Here is a 17,237-nt window from a genome sequence, read left to right on the forward strand (position 1 = left end):
GTGGGCACTGCCCGACGCGGGCACGGGTGGTGAGTTCGGTGACGGCGTTCCGTCCTCGGGCGCGTTCGTGGTGGCCGCAGGTGCAGAGCCAGTCCGCGACGGGGATTTCGTTGCGGCCGAGCCCTCGCACGCTCAGACCGGGCGCGATGCCGGTCACGGTGACCGTGCGCGGGTCAGGGAGAACAGCAATGCGGACGCCTTCGGCGACGACCTTCGGCGCCTCACCGCCGTTGTGACCGGGTCCGGTTCGGCGAGGCCGGGGCGGGGTGGGGAGGCTTTTCAGGTGAGGATGGGCCCGGGTGGTCACGCTGCCTCCGGTCGTGGCCGGCAGGTGCGAACGGACCAGTCCAGGGCGCTGGTGATGGTGGCGCGGCACTCGGCCGCGGTGAGCCCGATCGCCTCGCCCTCTGCCTGAAAAGCCGCTTCAACGACGTGGCGGGGAAGGTCGCCCCACGCCACGAACCGGCCCACGGCCCGTACGGACGCGAGGAGGGTCGTGTTGCGCCGTCCCTCACCCGCCGCACGCACGGTCCCGCGCTCGCGCTGGAGGACGGTTTCCGCGTACCTGTGGGCCCGCACCGCTGCGGGGGCAACCCCGGGGACTACAGCCGCGGGTTTGGGGTGCGGGGACATGAGGAGTTGCCGGAGCCATGCGGGCAGGGGGTCGATGAGGGCGGGACCCTCGACTGTGTAGCGGCGGCCGTGGACGGTACTGCCAGCAGCGACGACGTACCCGCCCCACGCCCGGGTGTCGACCAGGGGTGCCAGGGTTCCGGCGGTGTTGTGGAGACGGGCGGCTGCGGGGGCGGTGAAGTACAGGTGCTGTCCGCCGCTCGCGGTCCGGATCGTGCGGGTGCGGGGCGCCGGGTGCCCGGCGCGCTCGCAGAGCGCCGAAAGGTTCGTCGCGCCGTCAGGCGCGCCCGCTTTGCTGTTGGGCTTGGGCCTGTCGAGGTCGACGACGACAAGCCCGGACGGGCCCGTCGCGATCCCGATATTCCACGCTCCGGAGGACCAGGCGGCGCGGATGCGGTCGGGATCGGTCGTGGCGCGCTGCTCCCACTTCAGGTGGCCGGTGGTGCAGGGGCCGGTACGGGGACAGGCGGTCTCGCCGTGGAGGGCGGGGCGCTTGTCGCCGGGGCGGAGCGGGAAGACGTGCCAGCCGCGTTCGGCGGCCCGTAACGCCGCTTCGAGCAGCGTGGTGGTGCGGTCGTGGGTCATGCTGGGTGTCTCCAGTTCTCTGATGTGGATGGCTGGACGACGGCGGCCCCGGACTTTGCCGAGACGGGGGCCGCCGTCGGCGTAGCTAGGCGCAGGTGCAGTCGGGGTACTCGCTGCTGCCGTCCGCACCGCATCCGCAGCAGTGCGGGTAGAAGTAGGGCTCGGTGCCGTCGGTGGGGTCGCACCGTTCGCAGTCGAGGTACTCGGGTTCCTCGGCCGCGTCGTGGTCGTCGTAGTCGGTCTGGGTGTTGGTCACGCGTGTTCCTCTCGGGTGGGAATGTGGGCTGTGGAGGGGTGCGGGCAGGTGGCGGGCACCCCCCTTTACCGGCCGTACCTTGCAGGTCAGGGGCCCTTACCTCCCCCTCTACCGGGGTAAAGGGCCCCCTCTACTCCGCGCCCCTGCCGAACGGGCCGGGGCGGCGCTTGGCGGGGGTGCCCGGTGGGGGTGAGGTAGCGGGGGACCCCTCTACCTGCCGGTGCTGAGCAGGATCTCGGCGGGCACGGCGGCTTCGATGTCGCGGCGCTGGTATCCGGCGCCGTTGGAGCCGCTGATCTTGACCTGCTTGCTGGTCCGCTTGACCCCGGCCGACTCCAGCGCGGCGGCGAGCTGTTCGGCGTTGAAGTCGCCGTAGACGTCCTCGTCCAGGTTCACGAGACCGTTGAGGAGATCGGTCGTGAACATGCGGGGCGAGTGGCGCATGACTTCGAGCGCGTCCGAGACGATCGCGGGCACGGTCACGCCGGCCGCGTCGGCAGCGGCGGTCACATCGCCCGCGGCCTGTCCGGTGAGCTGTCCGGCCTGTTCGCGCAGGACGCGGCCCTTGCGGCACAGACTGGCGAAGGCGGGGCCGTCGAGGTAGTCGGCCCGCACGGTGACGTACGAGGCGGGCCCGGTGACCAGGACACCGACACCCTTGTGCTCCTCCGACAGGACCGAGGCGTCGGCGCCCTGGGCGGCCTTGCCCTTGCCCAGCACCATGTCGCTGCTGGCCCGGTCGACGACCTGTGTCGAGTAGCGGATGGTGATGATCTCGCGCAGCTTGGTCGGGACGCTGTCGGCGTCGGGGCGCTGCGAGGCGAAGTTGGACACGAACCCGGCGGCCGGGCCGCGTCGGGCGATGCGGCACAGGTCGTTGATGACCTGCTCGCGGTCCTCCCGTTCCATCGCGGTGAAGTACTCCTGCAGTTCGTCGATGGTCACGAAGATGACCGGCACGTTGTACTTGGCCACGATCTCCGGGGTGAGCTTGCCCTCCGGGCAGACGGAGGTGGGCAGGTCCCTGAGCAGTGCGAACCGGCGTTCCATCTCCACCAGGAGTTCGGCGAGCATCGCCTTGAGCGCTTCGATCGCGTCGTCCTCGGCGCCCATGACGAGGCAGTGCGCGACTGCCTTCATGGGCATCCAGTCCGCGCCGCCCTTCCCGTCGGCGACGTAGTGCCGCACGAACGGGTCCAGCAGCCCGGCAGAGGTCAGCAGCCTTTGGGAGAACGTCTTGCCGCGGCGGGGCAGGCCGCCGAAGAACATCGACTGCCACATGACGGGGATGTTCACCCGCACCCCACGGGCGTCCTGGCCGAAGGGGACCGGGTCCCAGATGGAGAACCGCTCCGCCGTCTCGAACGGCGACGGGTTCAGCGGTCCGAGGTAGGGATCGTCATCGGCGACCCACATCGACACCCGGCCGGCATTGCCGCCCTTGGCGGCGCGCACGCGGGACATGATGACCTGGATCTCATCGACCCCGAGTTCCTGCGCGATGACCTCACGCTTGGCCAGCACGTCCGAGGCAGTTTTACCGCCTCCACGGGGAAGGTCGAAGATCACGGCCCAGCCACGGCCGTCACGGACCGGGCCCATCGAGCAAGAAACGCGCGGGCCTTCCTCGTCACCCCGGCCGCTTTTCAGGAGGCCGGCAGCGCGCAACGCGTCGTTGAGCTGCTGGGCGGACATGTCGACCCGCAGCGGCGGCGCGCCCTGGTCCAGGAACTGGGTGTCCTTGCCCCTGCCCAGGTAGGCGAGCGGCGTGATGACGGCCCCGGCGATGCCGGTCTGCAACAGCGGGTCGGCCAGCATGATGCCGATCGCTGCGGCGGCCACGCCCACGGCGGCGGCACCGAACCGCCACCGCCGGGACCGGGTCCGCTCCGCATGCGCGATCTGCAACCGCACCGCGAGTTCGACATCTTCGGGCCGGGCCTTGCTCTGTGCCCGCAGCGCTTTCACGGCGGCGGTGTGGTCCTGCGCGGACAGTGTCGGCCACATCCCGACCGTGGCGCGGAAGAAGCCGCGGGCGGCCAGCAGCACGGTCTTGACCAGATATTTCGGGGTGCGGACCGCGTGATAGCGCGAGTGCCACCACGTGAGGCGGACCAGGGCGGCGGCGTTGGCCTTGATGGACGCGGCCGACCGGGCCCACGCCGGCAGAACCGGAGCGTCCGGGACGGTCAGCCAGTCCGACAGCGGGTTGTCGGCCCGGTCGACCGCCTCGACACCCGCCACCATCGTGGCGGTGTCCTCGGATGCCGGGGCGGTCTTGGTCAGGGGGTCTGTGGTGGGGCGGTGGTCGTCCAGGTGGTGCAGGGTGCCCATGTCGGCGCCCTCGGTGGCGAGTTCGGTCATGACTGGCTGTGCTCCTGTCTCACATCGGATGAGCGGAAGACGTGCAGGGTGGTCAGCGCTCGGCGCGCAGCACGGCGCGCTCCGCGCGGCGTACGGCGTCCTCGGCGGCCTTGCGGGCCTGCCGGGCGGCGGGGCGGTCGGTGCGGGGCGCGGTGCGCTCGGCGGCCTTGGCGTTGGCCAGGGTCTGGCGGGCATCGGCCTGCACCTGGTGCAGGGCCCGCAGTTCCTGCGCGCCGCGCTCGGCGGCCCGCAGGTCGATCTTCTCGATCCGGGCCTCAAGGCGGGGGTCGACGCAGTCGGCCATGGCCTGGCGGAATCCCTTGCGGAACAGCCGGGCACGCTCACGCTTCTCGGCGGGGGTGTAGCTCTCCATTGCGGTGCCTCCCAGGTGTCGGGCCGGGCTGTCCGGTCCTGCGCCCGCCCGGTACGAGACCGGACGGACACGGGCACGTCAGCCGCGGCGACGCCGGGACCGGGACACCGACGTGGAGGCCGCCTTGCCGTCACTGCCCCCGATCGACTTCACGACGGTGACGACACCCCACGCGGTGACGGCGGCGAGGAACGCGAGCATGGCGAGGTTGGCTGCGATGGCGGTGAGGACACCGACCAGGAGCGGGCCGAAGTAGACGCCGGCCGCGACCGCCCCGGCACCGACGCCGGAGCCGAGCGCGATGCGCTGGACGGTGCGGTCGGGCGGGGCCTGGTGGATGTGCTGGACGATCTGCTGCGGCGCCTGCTGTACCGGGAAGGATGCCTGGTCGGCGTAGGTGTAGGTGCCGTCCGGGAGGCGGACGACGGGGGCGGGAATGGGCAACGAATCCATGGTTTTCCCCTACGGCGGAGGGCCGCTAAAGTCGCGGCATGGGGGGACTGGACGTCAAGCTGCGGCTGAAGCCGTGCAAGTGGTGCAAGCGGCCGATCAAGCAGGGCCGATGGTGGCGGCCGAAGCGGTACTGCAACCGGTGGCACCAGGTGAAGTACCGGGTCGTCGGCCTGGTCGGGAACGTGCTGGACAGCCTCTAGGCACCCGATCCGGCACCGTCGGCGCAGGGCACGCACATGCCGAGTGAGCGCGGGATGCAGTACCCGGCATCGCGGCGGCAGTTCGGGCAGGTGCGGCGGGCCCGCATCGCCTTGGCCAGCGCAGCCGCGCGGCCCGGCGTCATAGGGCGTACGGGTCGGGCGAGGTCGATGCGGTAGAGGTAGGCGACCAGCGGTGCGCGGCGGCGGCGGCGCGGGCGGTGGAGTACGGCGGCGACGTCCTGTCCGCCGGGCCGCAGACCCATCGCCCGCAACTGCCGGCGGGTGGCGTATCCGTCCGGGGCCAACCGCCACCGGAACTCAGGCAGCGTGGCCATCAGGCGACCATGCGTTTCCACGCGCTCCGCAGCCGGACTTCGGATGCGGAGTGGCCGGCCGCCCGGAACCGGGTGGCCATCTCGCGGTAGGACAGGGCCGGTGTTTCGCTGTGCCGGATCTCGTCGACCAGGACGTCCAGCGCGTCATCGGTGAGCGCGGGCGCCGCTTCCAGGGCGAGCGCCGGGACGGGCTCGGTGGGTCCCCAGACGGGAAGTTCCCAGCGGGGTGTGACGCCGGGTGTGACGGGGGTCGTCACACTGGTCAGAGCCCTGCTGGTGTCCTCGCCATTGCGTGCTGTCTCCAGCGTCGACCACGCCTGAGAGAGGGTCTGGGCGGTCTTCGCCTGGACGCGTGCGACGCGTGACCCGGCCTCCGTCACGGCCGTCAGCCGGGTCTCCTCGGTCGCGGCCTCGGCCCGCAGCCGGGCCCGGGCCACGGCCGCTTCGTCGCGGGCCTCCTGCTGGATTCCCCGGATCGATCCCAGCGCGGTCGGGGTGAGGGCAGTCTGTTCCCACAGCCCGTGCACCAGCCACAGCGCTTTGGCCGCGACTGGCAGCCACGCCACGGCCAGCCACGCGCCCGCGGACTCCTCGGCCAGCAGTGCGTGGGCGACCAGGACGCCGGTCGCGATCAGACCGAATGCCCAGCCGACCCCGGTGACCACACGGCTGTGGTCCCCCTGCGCGGCCAGGCGGCGTTCGTAGGCGAGCGTGGCCAGCCACCCGCCGTCGATCCCCAGACCAACGACCAGAGCGACGGGCCACGGCATCGCCGTGCCGAGCCACATCATCACCACGGCCAGCGTGAGGACCATGGACACCGCCGTCATCGCGACGGCCGGCAGAACGGTCTTCGCCTTCATGCCGCACCGCCCCACAGCGTGGGCCGGACCCGCACGGAGGCGATCAGCCGGACCTGCGACGCGGGGTCGCCGGGGATGTCGCTGTCCTCGATCCAGGACCACTCGTCACCCGGCACGCTCTCGTAGCCGAGACCGTTCAGCGCGCGCTCGCGTTCCGCGATGGTCGGGACCGCGGCCGTGCGGTTCCAGATGTGCTCGGGCCACGCATGCGGGGTGTTCATCAGCGGGACGTACAGGTGCCAGGTGCCACCGCTGTTCGACATCTGCGCGGGAAGCGTCATCACGACCGCTCACCGCCCCGCCGGGCGCGGCTGTAGCGCACCCAACCCGTGACCTGGACGAGCACGCCGCCCGTGGCCAGCCACCGCCACGACGGCTCATCCAGCAGGGACGCCAGAACCGCCCCGGCCAGCGCCAGCGCGATGCCGACGAACACGACGACCAGGGCGCCCCGCTCGGAGGTGAGGGTCACGCTCATGCCGCACCGCCCGTCAGGGGCGAGGTGGCACGGATGGTGAGGTCCCGCCGCGCCGCCATGACCCGGTTGCGGGCGCGGCGCACGCGCCGTACGTCCAGCTCGTTCGCCGGCCGGTCGATGGTCATGATCTGCGCGTCCAGCAACTCGACTTCCGCCCGGATGAGCGGCATCTCCGCCTCGATCGCGTCCAGCTCGGCGCCGGTCGGCTCGAAGTTGAGCGAGGCGGCCGTAACAAGGTTCTGAAGTGCAGCGATGGTCTTCATGGGTCGTGGTCTCCCTAGCAGGTGCGACGGCCCGAACAGCGGCCCCGGTGTCCAACCACCGGGGCCGCGCGCCGTCTGTGATGCGGGACCGCCCGAAAGCGAGCGGCAGTGCCCCGACCGGGAGTCGAACCCGGCCTGCGACCATCAGGGCGACCGCCCGCCCGGCACCCGCGCAGTGCGCGCAGCCGGACAGGCAGAAGAGCGGACCGGAAGTTGATGTGGGCGCCGCCAGCCGGTCCATCGCGGCGGCGCCCGGATATGTCGTCGGTGCATATCGACCTCCCGTACGAGCAGGGACACGGCTTCACCTGCGCTCCGTTGCCACGGTGCGCAGGTCCCGAGCCGGGGAAATCGGGCGCGTCATCGTCACTGCTCTGACGCCAGCAGGGCGGCGCGTACGGGGTGGCACCCGAAGGTGTTCTCCAGAGCCAGCACGCGAACAGAAGCCGCCGACGACATCACCCGGACCGCCGCGGGGACGGGGAATTCCACCCCATCGTTCGTACTTGGCACGCTGTTCAGTTCTCAAGGAACGACCAGCTCGGGGCCCGCAGCGCGCGACCGAAGCCGCCTTCAAACGGGCAGTCCCAAACCGGGAATGTCAGCGCAAGCCAGCACACTTGAAGGAGCTGCACCACTTGCTCAACTTGTTGGTACAAGCTGATGTGGTGATGCTGCACCCACGGACCGTGAGTCGTCAAGAGATCGGGGCCCACATGTACCAACAAGTTGAGCGAGTGCGTCATGATGGGCGCATGAACAAGCAGCCGAAGTACCGCCAGGTCGCCGATGCGCTGCGACGGGAAATCGACAACGGGAAGTACCCGCCGGGGTCGCGGCTGCCCTCTGAGAGCGACCTATCTGCCCGGTTCGACGCGTCTCGGAACACGGTGCGGTCCGGCCTGAGTCTGCTGGTCACGCAAGGGCTGATCTCGTCCAGCCAGGGGCTCGGGTACGAGGTGACGAAGCACGAGGTGTTCGAGCTGAACGCCTCACGGTTCGAAAACCTGACCTTTCCGCAGAACGGTGACGCCTACAGCACGGATGTCACGAACGCGGGCCGCCGGCCGAGCCAGACGTTCAGGGTGGAGCTCCAGCCAGCCCCCGCGTACGTCGCCGCTCGGCTGCTTGTCGACGCGGGGGCGACAACCGTGCTGCGGCACTGTCACCGGTTCGTAGATGACGTGCCGTGGTCGACACAAGCGACGCACTACCCCGGGTGGCTTGTGGAGCGGGGGCCGCGCCTGACCGAGCCGGGCGATATCGCGGAAGGCACGACCCGCTATCTCGCCAGCCTCGGCATCACGCAGATCGGGTACTTCGACGAGATCGCGACCCGAATGCCTACGCCGGAAGAAGCCCGGTTGCTGGAGATCGGTGCGGGGGTGCCCGTTCTGCTCTGGACCCGCACCGGCTACTCCGATGAATGCCCGATCCGGTGCACAGTCACGACCTTCCGGGGCGACTTGAACCGGATGAACTACGAGATCGGCGACCTGTCCGCCCGAAGCGAGAACGAACCCCAGTGAAGATCACCTCCGCTCAGCCGAGCGACCTCCCTAAGCTGCTCGCCTTCCGAGAGGAGGCGGCAGCTTGGCTGAGGGGCCTCGGGTCCGACCAGTGGAGCCGTCCGTACCCGGCGGATCGGCTGTTGGCCACGATCGAGGCCGGAACCGTCTTCATGCTCCGGGATCACGAGGTGACGGCAGGGACCATCACGCTGACCACCGTTGCGGAAGACGGCTTGTGGACTGCGGGCGAACTGAGCGAACCGTCCTTGTTCATCAACAAGCTCACTGTGGCGCGCACGCACGCCGGTCAGGACCTCGGGGGGCGACTCCTTGACTGGGCAGGAGACCGGGCGCACCGAGCGGGGGCAGCCTGGCTCCGCCTGGACGCGTGGACGACGAACCGCGCTCTCCAGCAGTACTACCTGAGCCACGGATTCCAGCATGTGAGGACCGTTACTGAGGGCGGCGCGGTGAATGGCGGCCCGCGCGTATCTGGGTGGCTCGCGCAGCGGCCGGCGGATTCGGCGCAGCACGGATTTGCCGATGCGGCTCCGGAACCCATCCAGCTCTCGGCTCCCTGGGGAGCCAAAGGGGGAGCCACCGACCGCGACACGTGACGGTCGGTGGTGGACGACTACGGACAGAGTCCCGACCTCGCCCCCAGGTGGTAGCCGAGTTGGGGGCCGGATTCAGGAGCCGTCACCGTTCGCCCCCTTAACTGCGCCTTAAGGGCGCCGGGTGTTACAGCCCGTGTGAAGGGGTGGTGTGCGACAACAGGCGCTTGGCGAAGGGTGGCGACCACCCGGTAGCGTGAGCCGACGATTCCGTAGGTTTACACGTAGGAGTCCCGGTGACACAGAGCGGACAGGGCGACGATCAGCAGCTCCCTGCTGTACGACCCGCGCACGAGGGTGTCGTGCTGCCCGCGGGTGGCGGCGAGCCCTGGACGCCGGGGGGACCCGCGGACCAGGCGGCACCGGCCGGCGGTCAGCCGTGGGGGCAGCCCTGGGGCCCGCAGGCGCCGCACCAGGACCCCGCCCAGCAGGCGCAGGGCCAGGGCCGGGGCGGGTACGGACAGGACCAGCAGGGCGCGTACGGGCAGCAGCAGGGGCAGTACGGGCAGCAGCCGCAGCCCGGGCCGTACGGCCAGGCGCAGCAGGCACCCGATTCCGGGTACGGCCAGGCTCCGCAGCCGCCCCAGCAGTACCAGCCGCAGCAGCAGTCCCACCAGCCCCACCAGGGCCAGCCTTCGCCGTACGCCCAGCCGCTGCCGCCGGAGGCGCCGCCGGGCGGGGGCGGTGACGTGGACGCCACGCAGTACATCGCCCCGGTACCGGCCGGTCCCGGGCCGGGCGGCCTGCCGCCACAGAACCCCGCGGACTCCCCGCAGTTCCACGGCCAGGCCCCGCAGCAGGCGTACCAGCAGCCCGGCTCCCACGCCGCGCCGCCGCCCGCGCAGGGCGGCCAGGACGCCGACGCGACCCAGTACATACCGCCCGTGCCCGGCGGCGCCCCGTACGGCATCCGGCCCGGGGCACCCGGTGAGCGGCAGCCTCCGGCGGAGTTCGACAACCTCTTCCGCAGCGACGAACCGGCGGGCGCCACCCAGCAGATGCCCCGGTTCGACCCCGCGCAGAACCAGCAGCACCAGCAGCACCCGCAGCAGCAGTACGGGGGCGGGCAGCAGCAGTACCAGGGCGGGCCGCCCCCGCAGGCGTATCAGCAGGCGCCTCCGTACGCGGGACCCCCGGCGCCCCCGTACGCGGGACCCGAGGACGGGCTGCCGCAGGACGGCCAGGACGGGCGGCGGAAGAAGTCCGCGCACGTCCCGCTGATCACCGCGGTCGTCATCGGCTGCGCCGTGATCGGGCTCGGGGCCGGCGCCCTGATGAGTGGCGGCGACGACAAGGGCGAGGAGTCCAAGCAGCCGGTGGCGTCGGCGAGTTCGCCCACCGCGCAGCAGCCCTCCACCCAGGCCGCGCCCGACCCGGCGAAGCCGCAGGCCGAGGCGCTCGACAAGCTGCTGGCGGACAGCAACAACAGCCGGGCCGCGGTCATCGGCGCGGTGGAGAAGGCCAAGAACTGCCGCGACCTGGACAAGGCCGTGGCCGATCTCAAGGGCGCCGCCCAGCAGCGTCGCGATCTGGTGACCCGGCTCCAGGGCCTGACGGTCGACAAGCTGCCGAACAGCGGCGAGTTGAACACCTCGCTCACCAAGGCCTGGCAGGCGTCGGCCTCGGCGGACGACCACTACGCGGCCTGGGCCGGGCAGGCCAAGAGCAAGAAGGTGTGCAAGAAGGGCAAGGCCCGTACGACCTCGCAACTTCAGCAGGCCAACGCGCAGAGCGGCGAGGCGACCAAGGCCAAGAAGCAGGCGGCCAAGCTGTGGAACGAGATCGCGGCCAAGTACGGCCTGACGAAGCACGAGTCCACCGACCTCTGAGCGGCGGTGGACCGCGGGGGCCCCGGTGACGGGGCCCTAGCCGGTCGCGCTGGCGTCCGACAGTGTCGTCGTCACATCCACGAAGCCCTTCCTGTCCGCGACCAGCCGGCCGTCGCGCACGACCTGGAACGTCACCTTGCTGTTCACGATGCGGGGGTACGAGGACGAGCCGATCATGTCCTCGAAGCGCCAGCGCAGTGCGGGGGTGAGGCCGCCGGTGTCCACCCGGGTGCCGTGGTTGAGGGCCTTGGTGACCTTCCGGGGCGTGATCTCCGCCTCGTTCAGCGACTCGACGATCGACTTCAGGGCGGTGTAGGCGATCCAGGTCGTCTGCACGCCCGTGTCGTCCGGGTCGATGCGGTTGTCGCCGAAGGCGTGCTCGCCGATCACCCGCCGCATCAGGTCCCAGCGCGTGTCGCCCGGGGCCGGGTACCACCCGGTGACGTACGCGCCCTCGAACGGGCTCTCGCTGCCGCCGGTGCTGTCGATGAGCGGCTGGCCGATGCTGCCGAGCACCGAGGAGATCCGCGGTCCGCCGGTCGGCTCCAGCCGTCTGAAGGAGTCGAAGAAGGTCTCCGTACGGTCGCCGAGCACGGCCGTCACACAGCCGCCGTCATCACCGGCACCCGTCAGAGCCCGTCCGGCCGCCTCGTCGTACGACGTGGCCCCCTCGGCCGCCCGCACGTCGACCGGTGCGGGGCGGCGGGCCTCGGTGAGGCCGGTGCGCAGGAGCCACGCCTGGCTGTCTCCGCCCAGGGTGTCGGGACGCACCAGGGAGACCCGGTCGCAGGCGGCGGCCAGCTGCTTCGCGTTGCCCGCCAGCAGCGCCGACTGGCCGCCGGTGACCGGGTAGGACATGTAGCTCCGGAACTCCTCCTCGGAGGCGCCGTAACCGCCGATGTACGGGATGCCGGCGACTTCGAGCGGCGCCATGAACGCCCGCCCGTGCCGGCTGTAGGAACCGAGCACCGCGACGGCCTTCTCCTTGACGGCCCGGCGCGCGCAGTTGCCGGCGCCGATCGAGGTGTCCTGCTCGTCGCAGGTGACGACGCGCAGCTCGTGCCCGTCGATCCCGCCCTCGCCGTTGACCCAGCGGGCGTACGTCTGCGCCATCGCGGTCATGCCCGCCATGTTCGCGGCGTCCGGTCCCGAGGCGCCGCTGGGCGCCCAGGTCACCACGGTGACGGGCTCCCTGGAGTCCCCCGATGCTCCAGGGAGCGCGCCGCAGCCGGTCATCAGCAGTGCCCCCGCCGCCACCGCACCGGTGAGCGACCTGAAGGGGCGGGGGAGGGTGGGGCGTCGCCGTCCGGTCATGGGCACAGACACTTCCCGCTCCCGGGTAACGCCGCAGTGTGCTCCGTTCAACGCTCGGTGACGTCCAGGTGAATTACGGGGGGCCGTAGGGAAAGCCGAAAAGGGAACGTACGATCGACAACCGTGCAGCAAGGTTCCGAGAACTCTTCCCGTCGCGGCCGTCGCTCCTCCACCATGGGCGGCATGCCGCTCAATGACATTCCGTGGTGGCGCTGGCGCAGCAACGTGCGCTCGGCGCTGCACATGCTCTCCGACCCCGTCTTCCATCACGAGTGCTGGCTGGCCGGCCGGGAGGGGTACGGCGACGTCACCGACGCCGTGTACCGCCTGGTCGAGGACACCTGGCTCGACAACTGGTCCGCCGAGAAGTACGTCGGCACGGTCTTCCGGGACTCCGGCGAGGCCGCCCTCGTCGACGTCGCCGTGCTGCGGGTGCTGCGCATCATGCACCAGGTCGGCGCGGACGCCCCCGTCTCCGCCTACCTGGAGCACCACGGCTGGCCGGAGGCCGTCCGGGCCGCCCGCGAAGCCCATGTGCTCCTCGCCACGAACGACGGCGAGGACCCCGACGTCCCGCCCCGCTCGCTGGACGTGCTCCGCATCATGACCAGGTCGGCCTGAACCGCGGATGGTGTGGCACGCTACGGGGATGACCGCGCCGCAGCCTGTCGAGACCGTCCCCGAGCAGTACGTCCTCACCCTCTCGTGCCCGGACAAACAGGGCATCGTGCACGCCGTGTCGAGCTATCTCTTCATGACCGGCTGCAACATCGAGGACAGTCAGCAGTTCGGGGACCACGACACGGGTCTGTTCTTCATGCGCGTCCACTTCTCGGCGGACAGCCCGGTGACTCCGGACAAGCTGCGGGCGAGCTTCGCGGCGATCGGCGACTCCTTCCGGATGGACTGGCAGATCCACCGTTCCTCGGACCGGATGCGGATCGTGCTGATGGTCAGCAAGTTCGGCCACTGCCTCAACGACCTGCTGTTCCGTTCCCGGATCGGGGCCCTGCCGGTCGAGATCGCGGCGGTCGTCTCCAACCACACGGACTTCGCCGAGCTGGTCGCCTCGTACGACGTTCCCTTCCGGCACATCCCCGTGAGCAGGGAGAACAAGGCGGAGGCGGAGGCGCGGCTGCTCGAGCTGGTCCGTGAGGAGAACGTGGAGCTGGTCGTCCTGGCCCGCTACATGCAGGTCCTCTCGGACGATCTGTGCAAGCAGCTCAGCGGCCGGATCATCAACATCCACCACTCGTTCCTGCCGAGCTTCAAGGGCGCCAAGCCGTACCACCAGGCGCACGCCCGCGGTGTGAAGCTGATCGGTGCGACGGCGCACTACGTCACGGCCGACCTCGACGAGGGGCCGATCATCGAGCAGGAGGTCGAGCGGGTGGGCCACGGCGTGACGCCGGACCAGCTGGTCGCCATCGGGCGCGATGTGGAGTGCCAGGCACTGGCGCGTGCGGTGAAGTGGCACGCGGAGCGGCGCATCCTGCTGAACGGCCGCCGTACGGTGGTCTTCGCCTAAGGGCTGTCCCGTAATCCCTGGCGGGCGCACGACGACAGCTACGGCACCTCTCCCCCACATCCAGTATGCGGACGCCCCTCCGCCTTGCGATGCACCGCATCCGACGCCGCGCGCTGATCCACCAGGGATTACGGGACAGCCCTTAGATGCCGTTCACAGCGGTGGTCTTCGCCCGGGCGCGGTTCACAGCCTGCTGAGCGAGGCCGCCGCGAAGAGCACGTCCTGGATCGCGTCGCGGTCCCCGCGCTGCCCCGCCGCCGCCTCCACGGGCTGCACGTGCCCCGCCACCAGCTGGCAGAACTCCACACCGTCCAGTGCGACCTGCGCCACCGTGTGGTCCGGGGAGCCGAGGGCTGCGGGGGAGTCCAGCGCGATGTACCAGTTGCCGCCGCCCGAACCCTCGACCTCCAGATGGAGCGAGCGGCCCGGGGATCCGGCCGTCACCAGTTGGCGGGCCGGACCTGCGAGCCCCGCCCGGCGCCGCTGGGCCAGGGCGGCGGGCAGGAGACGCGCCGCCAGGTCGATCATCCGGTGCAGGTGGGCGGCGGAGGGCGGCTCGTACGGGTAGTCCACCGCTTCCGCGATGTCGTCGGCGTGCACCCAGCACTCGAAGGCGCGGTCCAGCAGGGCGTCCTGCAACGGCAGGGCGAAGTCCCCGTAGGAGACCGAGAGTTCCGAGACACCGCGTCCCGCGAACGACACCGTGCGAATCAGTGTGTGGCTCTGGTCGCGCCACGGTTGGCGGACGGTGCGGGTCGGTGGCCGCCGGGCGGCCGACCAGTACGTCTCGGTGCGCGTGGTGGGCGCGAGCGGCAGCCCGGAGCCCCGGCGCGGGGTGCCGGGGACGCTCCCGGCGAGCGGGTCGTCGAGGCCGAGCGCGGTGCTGACCAGGCCGTCGACGGTCATCAGATGACCGATGACGCCGGCGACCGTCGTCTTGCGGTTCACCCTGTGCTCGTCCTCGAACCACTTCAGCCGCACCGGGGCGTGCCACTCGGAGTCGCCGATGTCGCGCAGCAGCGCGTCGAGCCGGGCCGTCTCCGCGTCGTACGGGGCGGCCCACCCCGGAACCGGGATCTTGGCCGGCCGACGGCTCAGGCAGTTCTCCAGCACCCGGCTCCGGAGCACGGGGTCCAGGTCCAGGGTGCGGTCCGTGTGCAGCAGGCCGACCGCGTCGCGCAGCCGCAGTGCCTCGTCCGCGCACGGGGCGCACTCCGTGAGATGGGCCTCGACGGCCTCCGTCTCCTCGGCCGAGCACGCGGTCAGCGCCCAGGCACCGAGAAGGGCCTTCAGGACGCGGTGCGGGAGCACCGGGGCAGGTGGCGGGCCGGGCAGGTCGTCGTCGAGCCGCGCGTGTTCCGGCACGGGCTCCGCCTCCAGGGGTACGGGTACGGGTGGCGGCAGGACGAACCGGCCCGGGTCGAAGTCGTCCGCGGCGGCCCGTGGCCCCGGTATGCGCCGGGCGCCCCGCACCTCGTCGCCCCCCTCGCCATCGTCCTCACCCGTACCGTCCGCGTCGTCGGTCACAGGGTCCGTCCGTATCCGGGCGGCGAGGAGCCCTCCAGCGGCCGGGTGTGCGCGGTGGACAGCAGCTGCAGCCCGAGCCGCAGCCGGCGGCGCGCCTCGTCCTCGGTGACCCCGAGGTCGGTCGCGGTCTGCCGGTAGTCGCGGCGCTGGATGTACGCGAGCTCCAGCGCGGCCCGCAGCGGTGCGGGCATGGACGCCACGATGTAGTCGGCGCGTGCCGCGGCGGTGGCCAGGCGCACCCGTTCCTCCAGGTCGACCGGGCCGGCGCCGGCCTCGTCGTCCTCTCCGCCCCGGTCGTACGCGTCGGGCTCCGGGGCGGCGGTCCCGCGCAGCCGCTGGACGGATTCGCGGTGTGTGAGCCGGGCGACCCAGGAGCGCATCGAGCCAAGTTTGGGGTCGTAGGCGTCGGGGTTCTCCCACACGTAGGCGAACACCTCGCGGGTGACGAGGTCCGCGGCGCTCTCGTCGTCCAGCATCCGGTTGGCCTGGCTGTGCACGAGGGACGCGAACCGGTCGTAGAGCTCGCCGAGGGCGGCCGCCTCACCGCGTGCCAGCCGCTGCTGCATGCTGCGGTCCCAGCGGGGTGGTGCGTTTTTGGCCATGCGACCCCCAGCCCTGTGCCGTCAGGGCCCCTTGCCCTGTACCCCTCGTCACATCGAATGTAGTCCGCAAGGTTGACCGAGCACGCCCCTTTACGGCAAGTACGTCCCCGCGGTCGCCCTGGATGGTAGGGAATGCGGCACCGCGGAGCGTCGGAATCGGACCTGAAGTGATCATTTCTGCCCGAAACTGTTCTGGGCCTTCTTTGGGGAGGCCGTGTTTCATGGTGAGTGCGCCGGGGCAGCCGCGAGGAGGAACGGAAACTTCCGGATCGCTGGAATCCCCCGGGATCCCCGGAACGAGAGGCCCAGTCGCGTGAGCACAGCAAGCCCTCCTGGAAACCCGCATCCGGCTGCCGTCCACGCCCCGTGGCTGGGCCAGGAACGTTCCGGGAAGCCGTTCTCCGTGGCCGAGACCGAGCAGGGCGCGTGGACCGTGCTGCACATGCACGGCGAGCTGGACCTCGTGACCTCACCCGTCGTCCGCCAGTCCGTCCACGACGTGGTGGCCGTGGGCCGCCACGACGTCGTCCTCGACCTCTCCGAGGTCTTCTTCTGCGACTCCAGCGGTGTGGGCGTCCTGATCGCCTCCCGCCGGCTGATGCGCTCCTGCGGGGGCCGCCTGAGGCTGATCCTGCCCGCCCGGGGCGCGGAGGACGGCTCCCACGTCAACCGGGTGCTCGCCGCGCTCGGCGTACGCCGGCTCTTCGAGGTCTACCCCGACTGGGACTCGGCCGTCGACGACGAGGCCCAGCCGCTCTCCGCCTGATCCGCCGGCCCCTCTCCGTGCCGGGTCGTCACACCGGTGACGCGCGTAAGTGACACGTGACGCCTGCGGGCGTCGTACGCTCCCCGCATGGACAGCGCAGAGTATGAGCGCAAGATCGCCTTCCGCTTCGCCGCCTTCGACCAGGACGGCAACGGATACATCGATCGCGCGGATTTCAACGCAGCCGCCGCCCGTCTGCTCACCGAATTCGGTACGACGGCCCGCTGCGACAAGGGCCAGGCGCTCTACAGCGGGGCCGAGGCGTTCTGGCAGGGCATGGCCGGCATCGCCGACGTGGACGGGGACCAGCGGGTCACCCGCGAGGAGTTCGTGGGCGGCGCCGTGAAACGGCTCCGAGACAACCCCGAGCGCTTCGCGGAGATCGCCCGCCCCTTCCTGCGGGCGGCGATCGCCGTGGCCGACCCGGACAACGACGGCGCCGCCGCGGTGGGGGCCGTCGAACGGGCCCTGCGGGTTCTCGGCGCCAGCCCGGACGCGGCCGCGTTCGCCGCGCAGAGCCTGGACGCGGACCGCGACGGGCGGATCGCGGAGGCGGAGGCGGTGGCGGCGTTCGCCGCGTACTTCACGGTGATCGAACCCGACGCGTAGCCCTTGGGCGGGCGGCAGCGTGGTCCTCCGGGGTGCGGGTGCTCCGCGGGGTGCGCTTCTGCCCCGGTGGGTGGGGGTGGGGGCCCTCCGGGCAGACTCCTCAAAAATGGCGTGTGCGCCCGACGACGAGCAGG

22 protein-coding genes are annotated in these 17,237 nt (G+C 71.2%); 8 read left to right on the forward strand and 14 right to left on the reverse strand.

Annotated features, from left to right (window positions below; genetic code table 11):
- Positions 1 to 303: 303 nt before the first annotated feature.
- The 5 genes from ACFYPA_RS16525 to ACFYPA_RS16545 all read right to left on the reverse strand — a co-directional run bounded on the left by ACFYPA_RS16525 (position 304) and on the right by ACFYPA_RS16545 (position 4,664).
- The gene (locus ACFYPA_RS16525; RefSeq protein ID WP_359316217.1) at positions 304 to 1,218 is read right to left on the reverse strand and encodes a bifunctional DNA primase/polymerase; all 915 of its coding nucleotides are present in this window, start codon (positions 1,216 to 1,218) and stop codon (positions 304 to 306) included.
- An 85-nt stretch (positions 1,219 to 1,303) separates the two neighbouring features.
- Positions 1,304 to 1,474 carry a hypothetical protein gene (locus tag ACFYPA_RS16530; protein WP_359316215.1) on the reverse strand — a complete coding sequence of 57 codons (171 nt, stop codon included), beginning with the start codon at positions 1,472 to 1,474 and terminating at the stop codon, positions 1,304 to 1,306.
- A gap of 210 nt (positions 1,475 to 1,684) precedes the next feature.
- Positions 1,685 to 3,838 (reverse strand): cell division protein FtsK, encoded by a 2,154-nt coding sequence (locus ACFYPA_RS16535; protein WP_359316212.1) that lies wholly within the window; start codon positions 3,836 to 3,838, stop codon positions 1,685 to 1,687.
- A 52-nt stretch (positions 3,839 to 3,890) separates the two neighbouring features.
- A complete protein-coding gene (locus tag ACFYPA_RS16540; protein ID WP_359316209.1) occupies positions 3,891 to 4,211 on the reverse strand; it encodes a hypothetical protein in 321 nt (106 codons plus the stop codon).
- A gap of 78 nt (positions 4,212 to 4,289) precedes the next feature.
- Positions 4,290 to 4,664, reverse strand: coding sequence for a DUF6251 family protein (locus ACFYPA_RS16545; RefSeq protein WP_359316206.1), 375 nt, complete (start codon positions 4,662 to 4,664; stop codon positions 4,290 to 4,292).
- 38 nt (positions 4,665 to 4,702) lie between these two features.
- Here ACFYPA_RS16545 and ACFYPA_RS16550 point away from each other — a divergent pair, with 38 nt between their 5' ends.
- On the forward strand, positions 4,703 to 4,864 hold the full coding sequence (locus tag ACFYPA_RS16550) for a hypothetical protein (protein WP_359316204.1): 162 nt from the start codon (positions 4,703 to 4,705) through the stop codon (positions 4,862 to 4,864).
- On the opposite strand, the gene ACFYPA_RS16555 is transcribed toward ACFYPA_RS16550, so the two are convergent.
- From ACFYPA_RS16555 to ACFYPA_RS16580, 6 genes are all read right to left on the reverse strand, one after another.
- Complete coding sequence (locus ACFYPA_RS16555; RefSeq protein WP_359316203.1) at positions 4,861 to 5,199, reverse strand: RRQRL motif-containing zinc-binding protein; 339 nt, start codon at positions 5,197 to 5,199, stop codon at positions 4,861 to 4,863. The genes ACFYPA_RS16550 and ACFYPA_RS16555 overlap by 4 nt on opposite strands.
- On the reverse strand, positions 5,199 to 6,062 hold the full coding sequence (locus ACFYPA_RS16560) for a protein spdB (RefSeq protein WP_359316201.1): 864 nt from the start codon (positions 6,060 to 6,062) through the stop codon (positions 5,199 to 5,201). Before ACFYPA_RS16560 ends, ACFYPA_RS16555 begins: the two co-directional genes overlap by 1 nt.
- On the reverse strand, positions 6,059 to 6,343 hold the full coding sequence (locus tag ACFYPA_RS16565; protein WP_356350387.1) for a DUF6303 family protein: 285 nt from the start codon (positions 6,341 to 6,343) through the stop codon (positions 6,059 to 6,061). The genes ACFYPA_RS16560 and ACFYPA_RS16565 overlap by 4 nt, the downstream gene beginning before the upstream one ends.
- On the reverse strand, positions 6,343 to 6,540 hold the full coding sequence (locus tag ACFYPA_RS16570) for a hypothetical protein (protein WP_356350385.1): 198 nt from the start codon (positions 6,538 to 6,540) through the stop codon (positions 6,343 to 6,345). Before ACFYPA_RS16570 ends, ACFYPA_RS16565 begins: the two co-directional genes overlap by 1 nt.
- Positions 6,537 to 6,803 carry a DUF6284 family protein gene (locus ACFYPA_RS16575; RefSeq protein WP_359316198.1) on the reverse strand — a complete coding sequence of 89 codons (267 nt, stop codon included), beginning with the start codon at positions 6,801 to 6,803 and terminating at the stop codon, positions 6,537 to 6,539. The genes ACFYPA_RS16570 and ACFYPA_RS16575 overlap by 4 nt, the downstream gene beginning before the upstream one ends.
- 366 nt (positions 6,804 to 7,169) lie before the next feature.
- A complete protein-coding gene (locus ACFYPA_RS16580; protein ID WP_389132403.1) occupies positions 7,170 to 7,295 on the reverse strand; it encodes a hypothetical protein in 126 nt (41 codons plus the stop codon).
- A gap of 263 nt (positions 7,296 to 7,558) precedes the next feature.
- On the opposite strand from ACFYPA_RS16580, the gene ACFYPA_RS16585 reads away from it, so the two are divergent.
- From ACFYPA_RS16585 to ACFYPA_RS16595, 3 genes are all read left to right on the forward strand, one after another.
- Positions 7,559 to 8,332 carry a GntR family transcriptional regulator gene (locus ACFYPA_RS16585; protein WP_359316196.1) on the forward strand — a complete coding sequence of 258 codons (774 nt, stop codon included), beginning with the start codon at positions 7,559 to 7,561 and terminating at the stop codon, positions 8,330 to 8,332.
- Complete coding sequence (locus ACFYPA_RS16590; RefSeq protein ID WP_359316193.1) at positions 8,329 to 8,931, forward strand: GNAT family N-acetyltransferase; 603 nt, start codon at positions 8,329 to 8,331, stop codon at positions 8,929 to 8,931. The genes ACFYPA_RS16585 and ACFYPA_RS16590 overlap by 4 nt, the downstream gene beginning before the upstream one ends.
- Positions 8,932 to 9,164: 233 nt before the next feature.
- On the forward strand, positions 9,165 to 10,757 hold the full coding sequence (locus ACFYPA_RS16595; RefSeq protein WP_389132406.1) for a hypothetical protein: 1,593 nt from the start codon (positions 9,165 to 9,167) through the stop codon (positions 10,755 to 10,757).
- A gap of 36 nt (positions 10,758 to 10,793) precedes the next feature.
- On the opposite strand, the gene ACFYPA_RS16600 is transcribed toward ACFYPA_RS16595, so the two are convergent.
- Positions 10,794 to 12,071 carry an ABC transporter substrate-binding protein gene (locus ACFYPA_RS16600; protein WP_389132409.1) on the reverse strand — a complete coding sequence of 426 codons (1,278 nt, stop codon included), beginning with the start codon at positions 12,069 to 12,071 and terminating at the stop codon, positions 10,794 to 10,796.
- A gap of 174 nt (positions 12,072 to 12,245) precedes the next feature.
- On the opposite strand from ACFYPA_RS16600, the gene ACFYPA_RS16605 reads away from it, so the two are divergent.
- A complete protein-coding gene (locus ACFYPA_RS16605) occupies positions 12,246 to 12,692 on the forward strand; it encodes a hypothetical protein (protein WP_359078884.1) in 447 nt (148 codons plus the stop codon).
- Between the two features lie 28 nt (positions 12,693 to 12,720).
- On the forward strand, positions 12,721 to 13,599 hold the full coding sequence (gene purU / locus ACFYPA_RS16610) for a formyltetrahydrofolate deformylase (RefSeq protein WP_359078025.1): 879 nt from the start codon (positions 12,721 to 12,723) through the stop codon (positions 13,597 to 13,599).
- Between the two features lie 183 nt (positions 13,600 to 13,782).
- On the opposite strand, the gene ACFYPA_RS16615 is transcribed toward purU, so the two are convergent.
- Together ACFYPA_RS16615 and ACFYPA_RS16620 are read right to left on the reverse strand one after the other, a co-directional pair.
- On the reverse strand, positions 13,783 to 15,126 hold the full coding sequence (locus tag ACFYPA_RS16615) for a zf-HC2 domain-containing protein (RefSeq protein ID WP_359316186.1): 1,344 nt from the start codon (positions 15,124 to 15,126) through the stop codon (positions 13,783 to 13,785).
- Positions 15,123 to 15,728, reverse strand: coding sequence for a sigma-70 family RNA polymerase sigma factor (locus tag ACFYPA_RS16620; protein ID WP_359316183.1), 606 nt, complete (start codon positions 15,726 to 15,728; stop codon positions 15,123 to 15,125). Before ACFYPA_RS16620 ends, ACFYPA_RS16615 begins: the two co-directional genes overlap by 4 nt.
- Positions 15,729 to 16,131: 403 nt before the next feature.
- On the opposite strand from ACFYPA_RS16620, the gene ACFYPA_RS16625 reads away from it, so the two are divergent.
- Together ACFYPA_RS16625 and ACFYPA_RS16630 are read left to right on the forward strand one after the other, a co-directional pair.
- Entirely contained in the window at positions 16,132 to 16,494 is a 363-nt protein-coding gene (locus ACFYPA_RS16625; protein ID WP_359078886.1) for an STAS domain-containing protein, read from the forward strand.
- An 87-nt stretch (positions 16,495 to 16,581) separates the two neighbouring features.
- Entirely contained in the window at positions 16,582 to 17,103 is a 522-nt protein-coding gene (locus ACFYPA_RS16630; RefSeq protein ID WP_359078031.1) for an EF-hand domain-containing protein, read from the forward strand.
- Positions 17,104 to 17,237: the final 134 nt, after the last annotated feature.

Origin of the sequence: Streptomyces sp. NPDC005775, from assembly GCF_042871565.1 — a bacterium.
In the GTDB taxonomy this organism is placed as follows: domain Bacteria; phylum Actinomycetota; class Actinomycetes; order Streptomycetales; family Streptomycetaceae; genus Streptomyces.

Coding starts and splice junctions, on each gene's coding strand:
- ACFYPA_RS16525 (WP_359316217.1), bottom strand. CDS start 1,218: ATGACCCACGACCGCACCACCACGCTGCTCGAAGCGGCGTTACGGGCC.
- ACFYPA_RS16535 (WP_359316212.1), bottom strand. CDS start 3,838: ATGACCGAACTCGCCACCGAGGGCGCCGACATGGGCACCCTGCACCAC.
- ACFYPA_RS16540 (WP_359316209.1), bottom strand. CDS start 4,211: ATGGAGAGCTACACCCCCGCCGAGAAGCGTGAGCGTGCCCGGCTGTTC.
- ACFYPA_RS16545 (WP_359316206.1), bottom strand. CDS start 4,664: ATGGATTCGTTGCCCATTCCCGCCCCCGTCGTCCGCCTCCCGGACGGC.
- ACFYPA_RS16550 (WP_359316204.1), top strand. CDS start 4,703: ATGGGGGGACTGGACGTCAAGCTGCGGCTGAAGCCGTGCAAGTGGTGC.
- ACFYPA_RS16555 (WP_359316203.1), bottom strand. CDS start 5,199: ATGGCCACGCTGCCTGAGTTCCGGTGGCGGTTGGCCCCGGACGGATAC.
- ACFYPA_RS16560 (WP_359316201.1), bottom strand. CDS start 6,062: ATGAAGGCGAAGACCGTTCTGCCGGCCGTCGCGATGACGGCGGTGTCC.
- ACFYPA_RS16565 (WP_356350387.1), bottom strand. CDS start 6,343: ATGACGCTTCCCGCGCAGATGTCGAACAGCGGTGGCACCTGGCACCTG.
- ACFYPA_RS16570 (WP_356350385.1), bottom strand. CDS start 6,540: ATGAGCGTGACCCTCACCTCCGAGCGGGGCGCCCTGGTCGTCGTGTTC.
- ACFYPA_RS16575 (WP_359316198.1), bottom strand. CDS start 6,803: ATGAAGACCATCGCTGCACTTCAGAACCTTGTTACGGCCGCCTCGCTC.
- ACFYPA_RS16585 (WP_359316196.1), top strand. CDS start 7,559: ATGAACAAGCAGCCGAAGTACCGCCAGGTCGCCGATGCGCTGCGACGG.
- ACFYPA_RS16600 (WP_389132409.1), bottom strand. CDS start 12,071: ATGACCGGACGGCGACGCCCCACCCTCCCCCGCCCCTTCAGGTCGCTC.
- ACFYPA_RS16605 (WP_359078884.1), top strand. CDS start 12,246: ATGGGCGGCATGCCGCTCAATGACATTCCGTGGTGGCGCTGGCGCAGC.
- purU (WP_359078025.1), top strand. CDS start 12,721: ATGACCGCGCCGCAGCCTGTCGAGACCGTCCCCGAGCAGTACGTCCTC.
- ACFYPA_RS16620 (WP_359316183.1), bottom strand. CDS start 15,728: ATGGCCAAAAACGCACCACCCCGCTGGGACCGCAGCATGCAGCAGCGG.
- ACFYPA_RS16630 (WP_359078031.1), top strand. CDS start 16,582: ATGGACAGCGCAGAGTATGAGCGCAAGATCGCCTTCCGCTTCGCCGCC.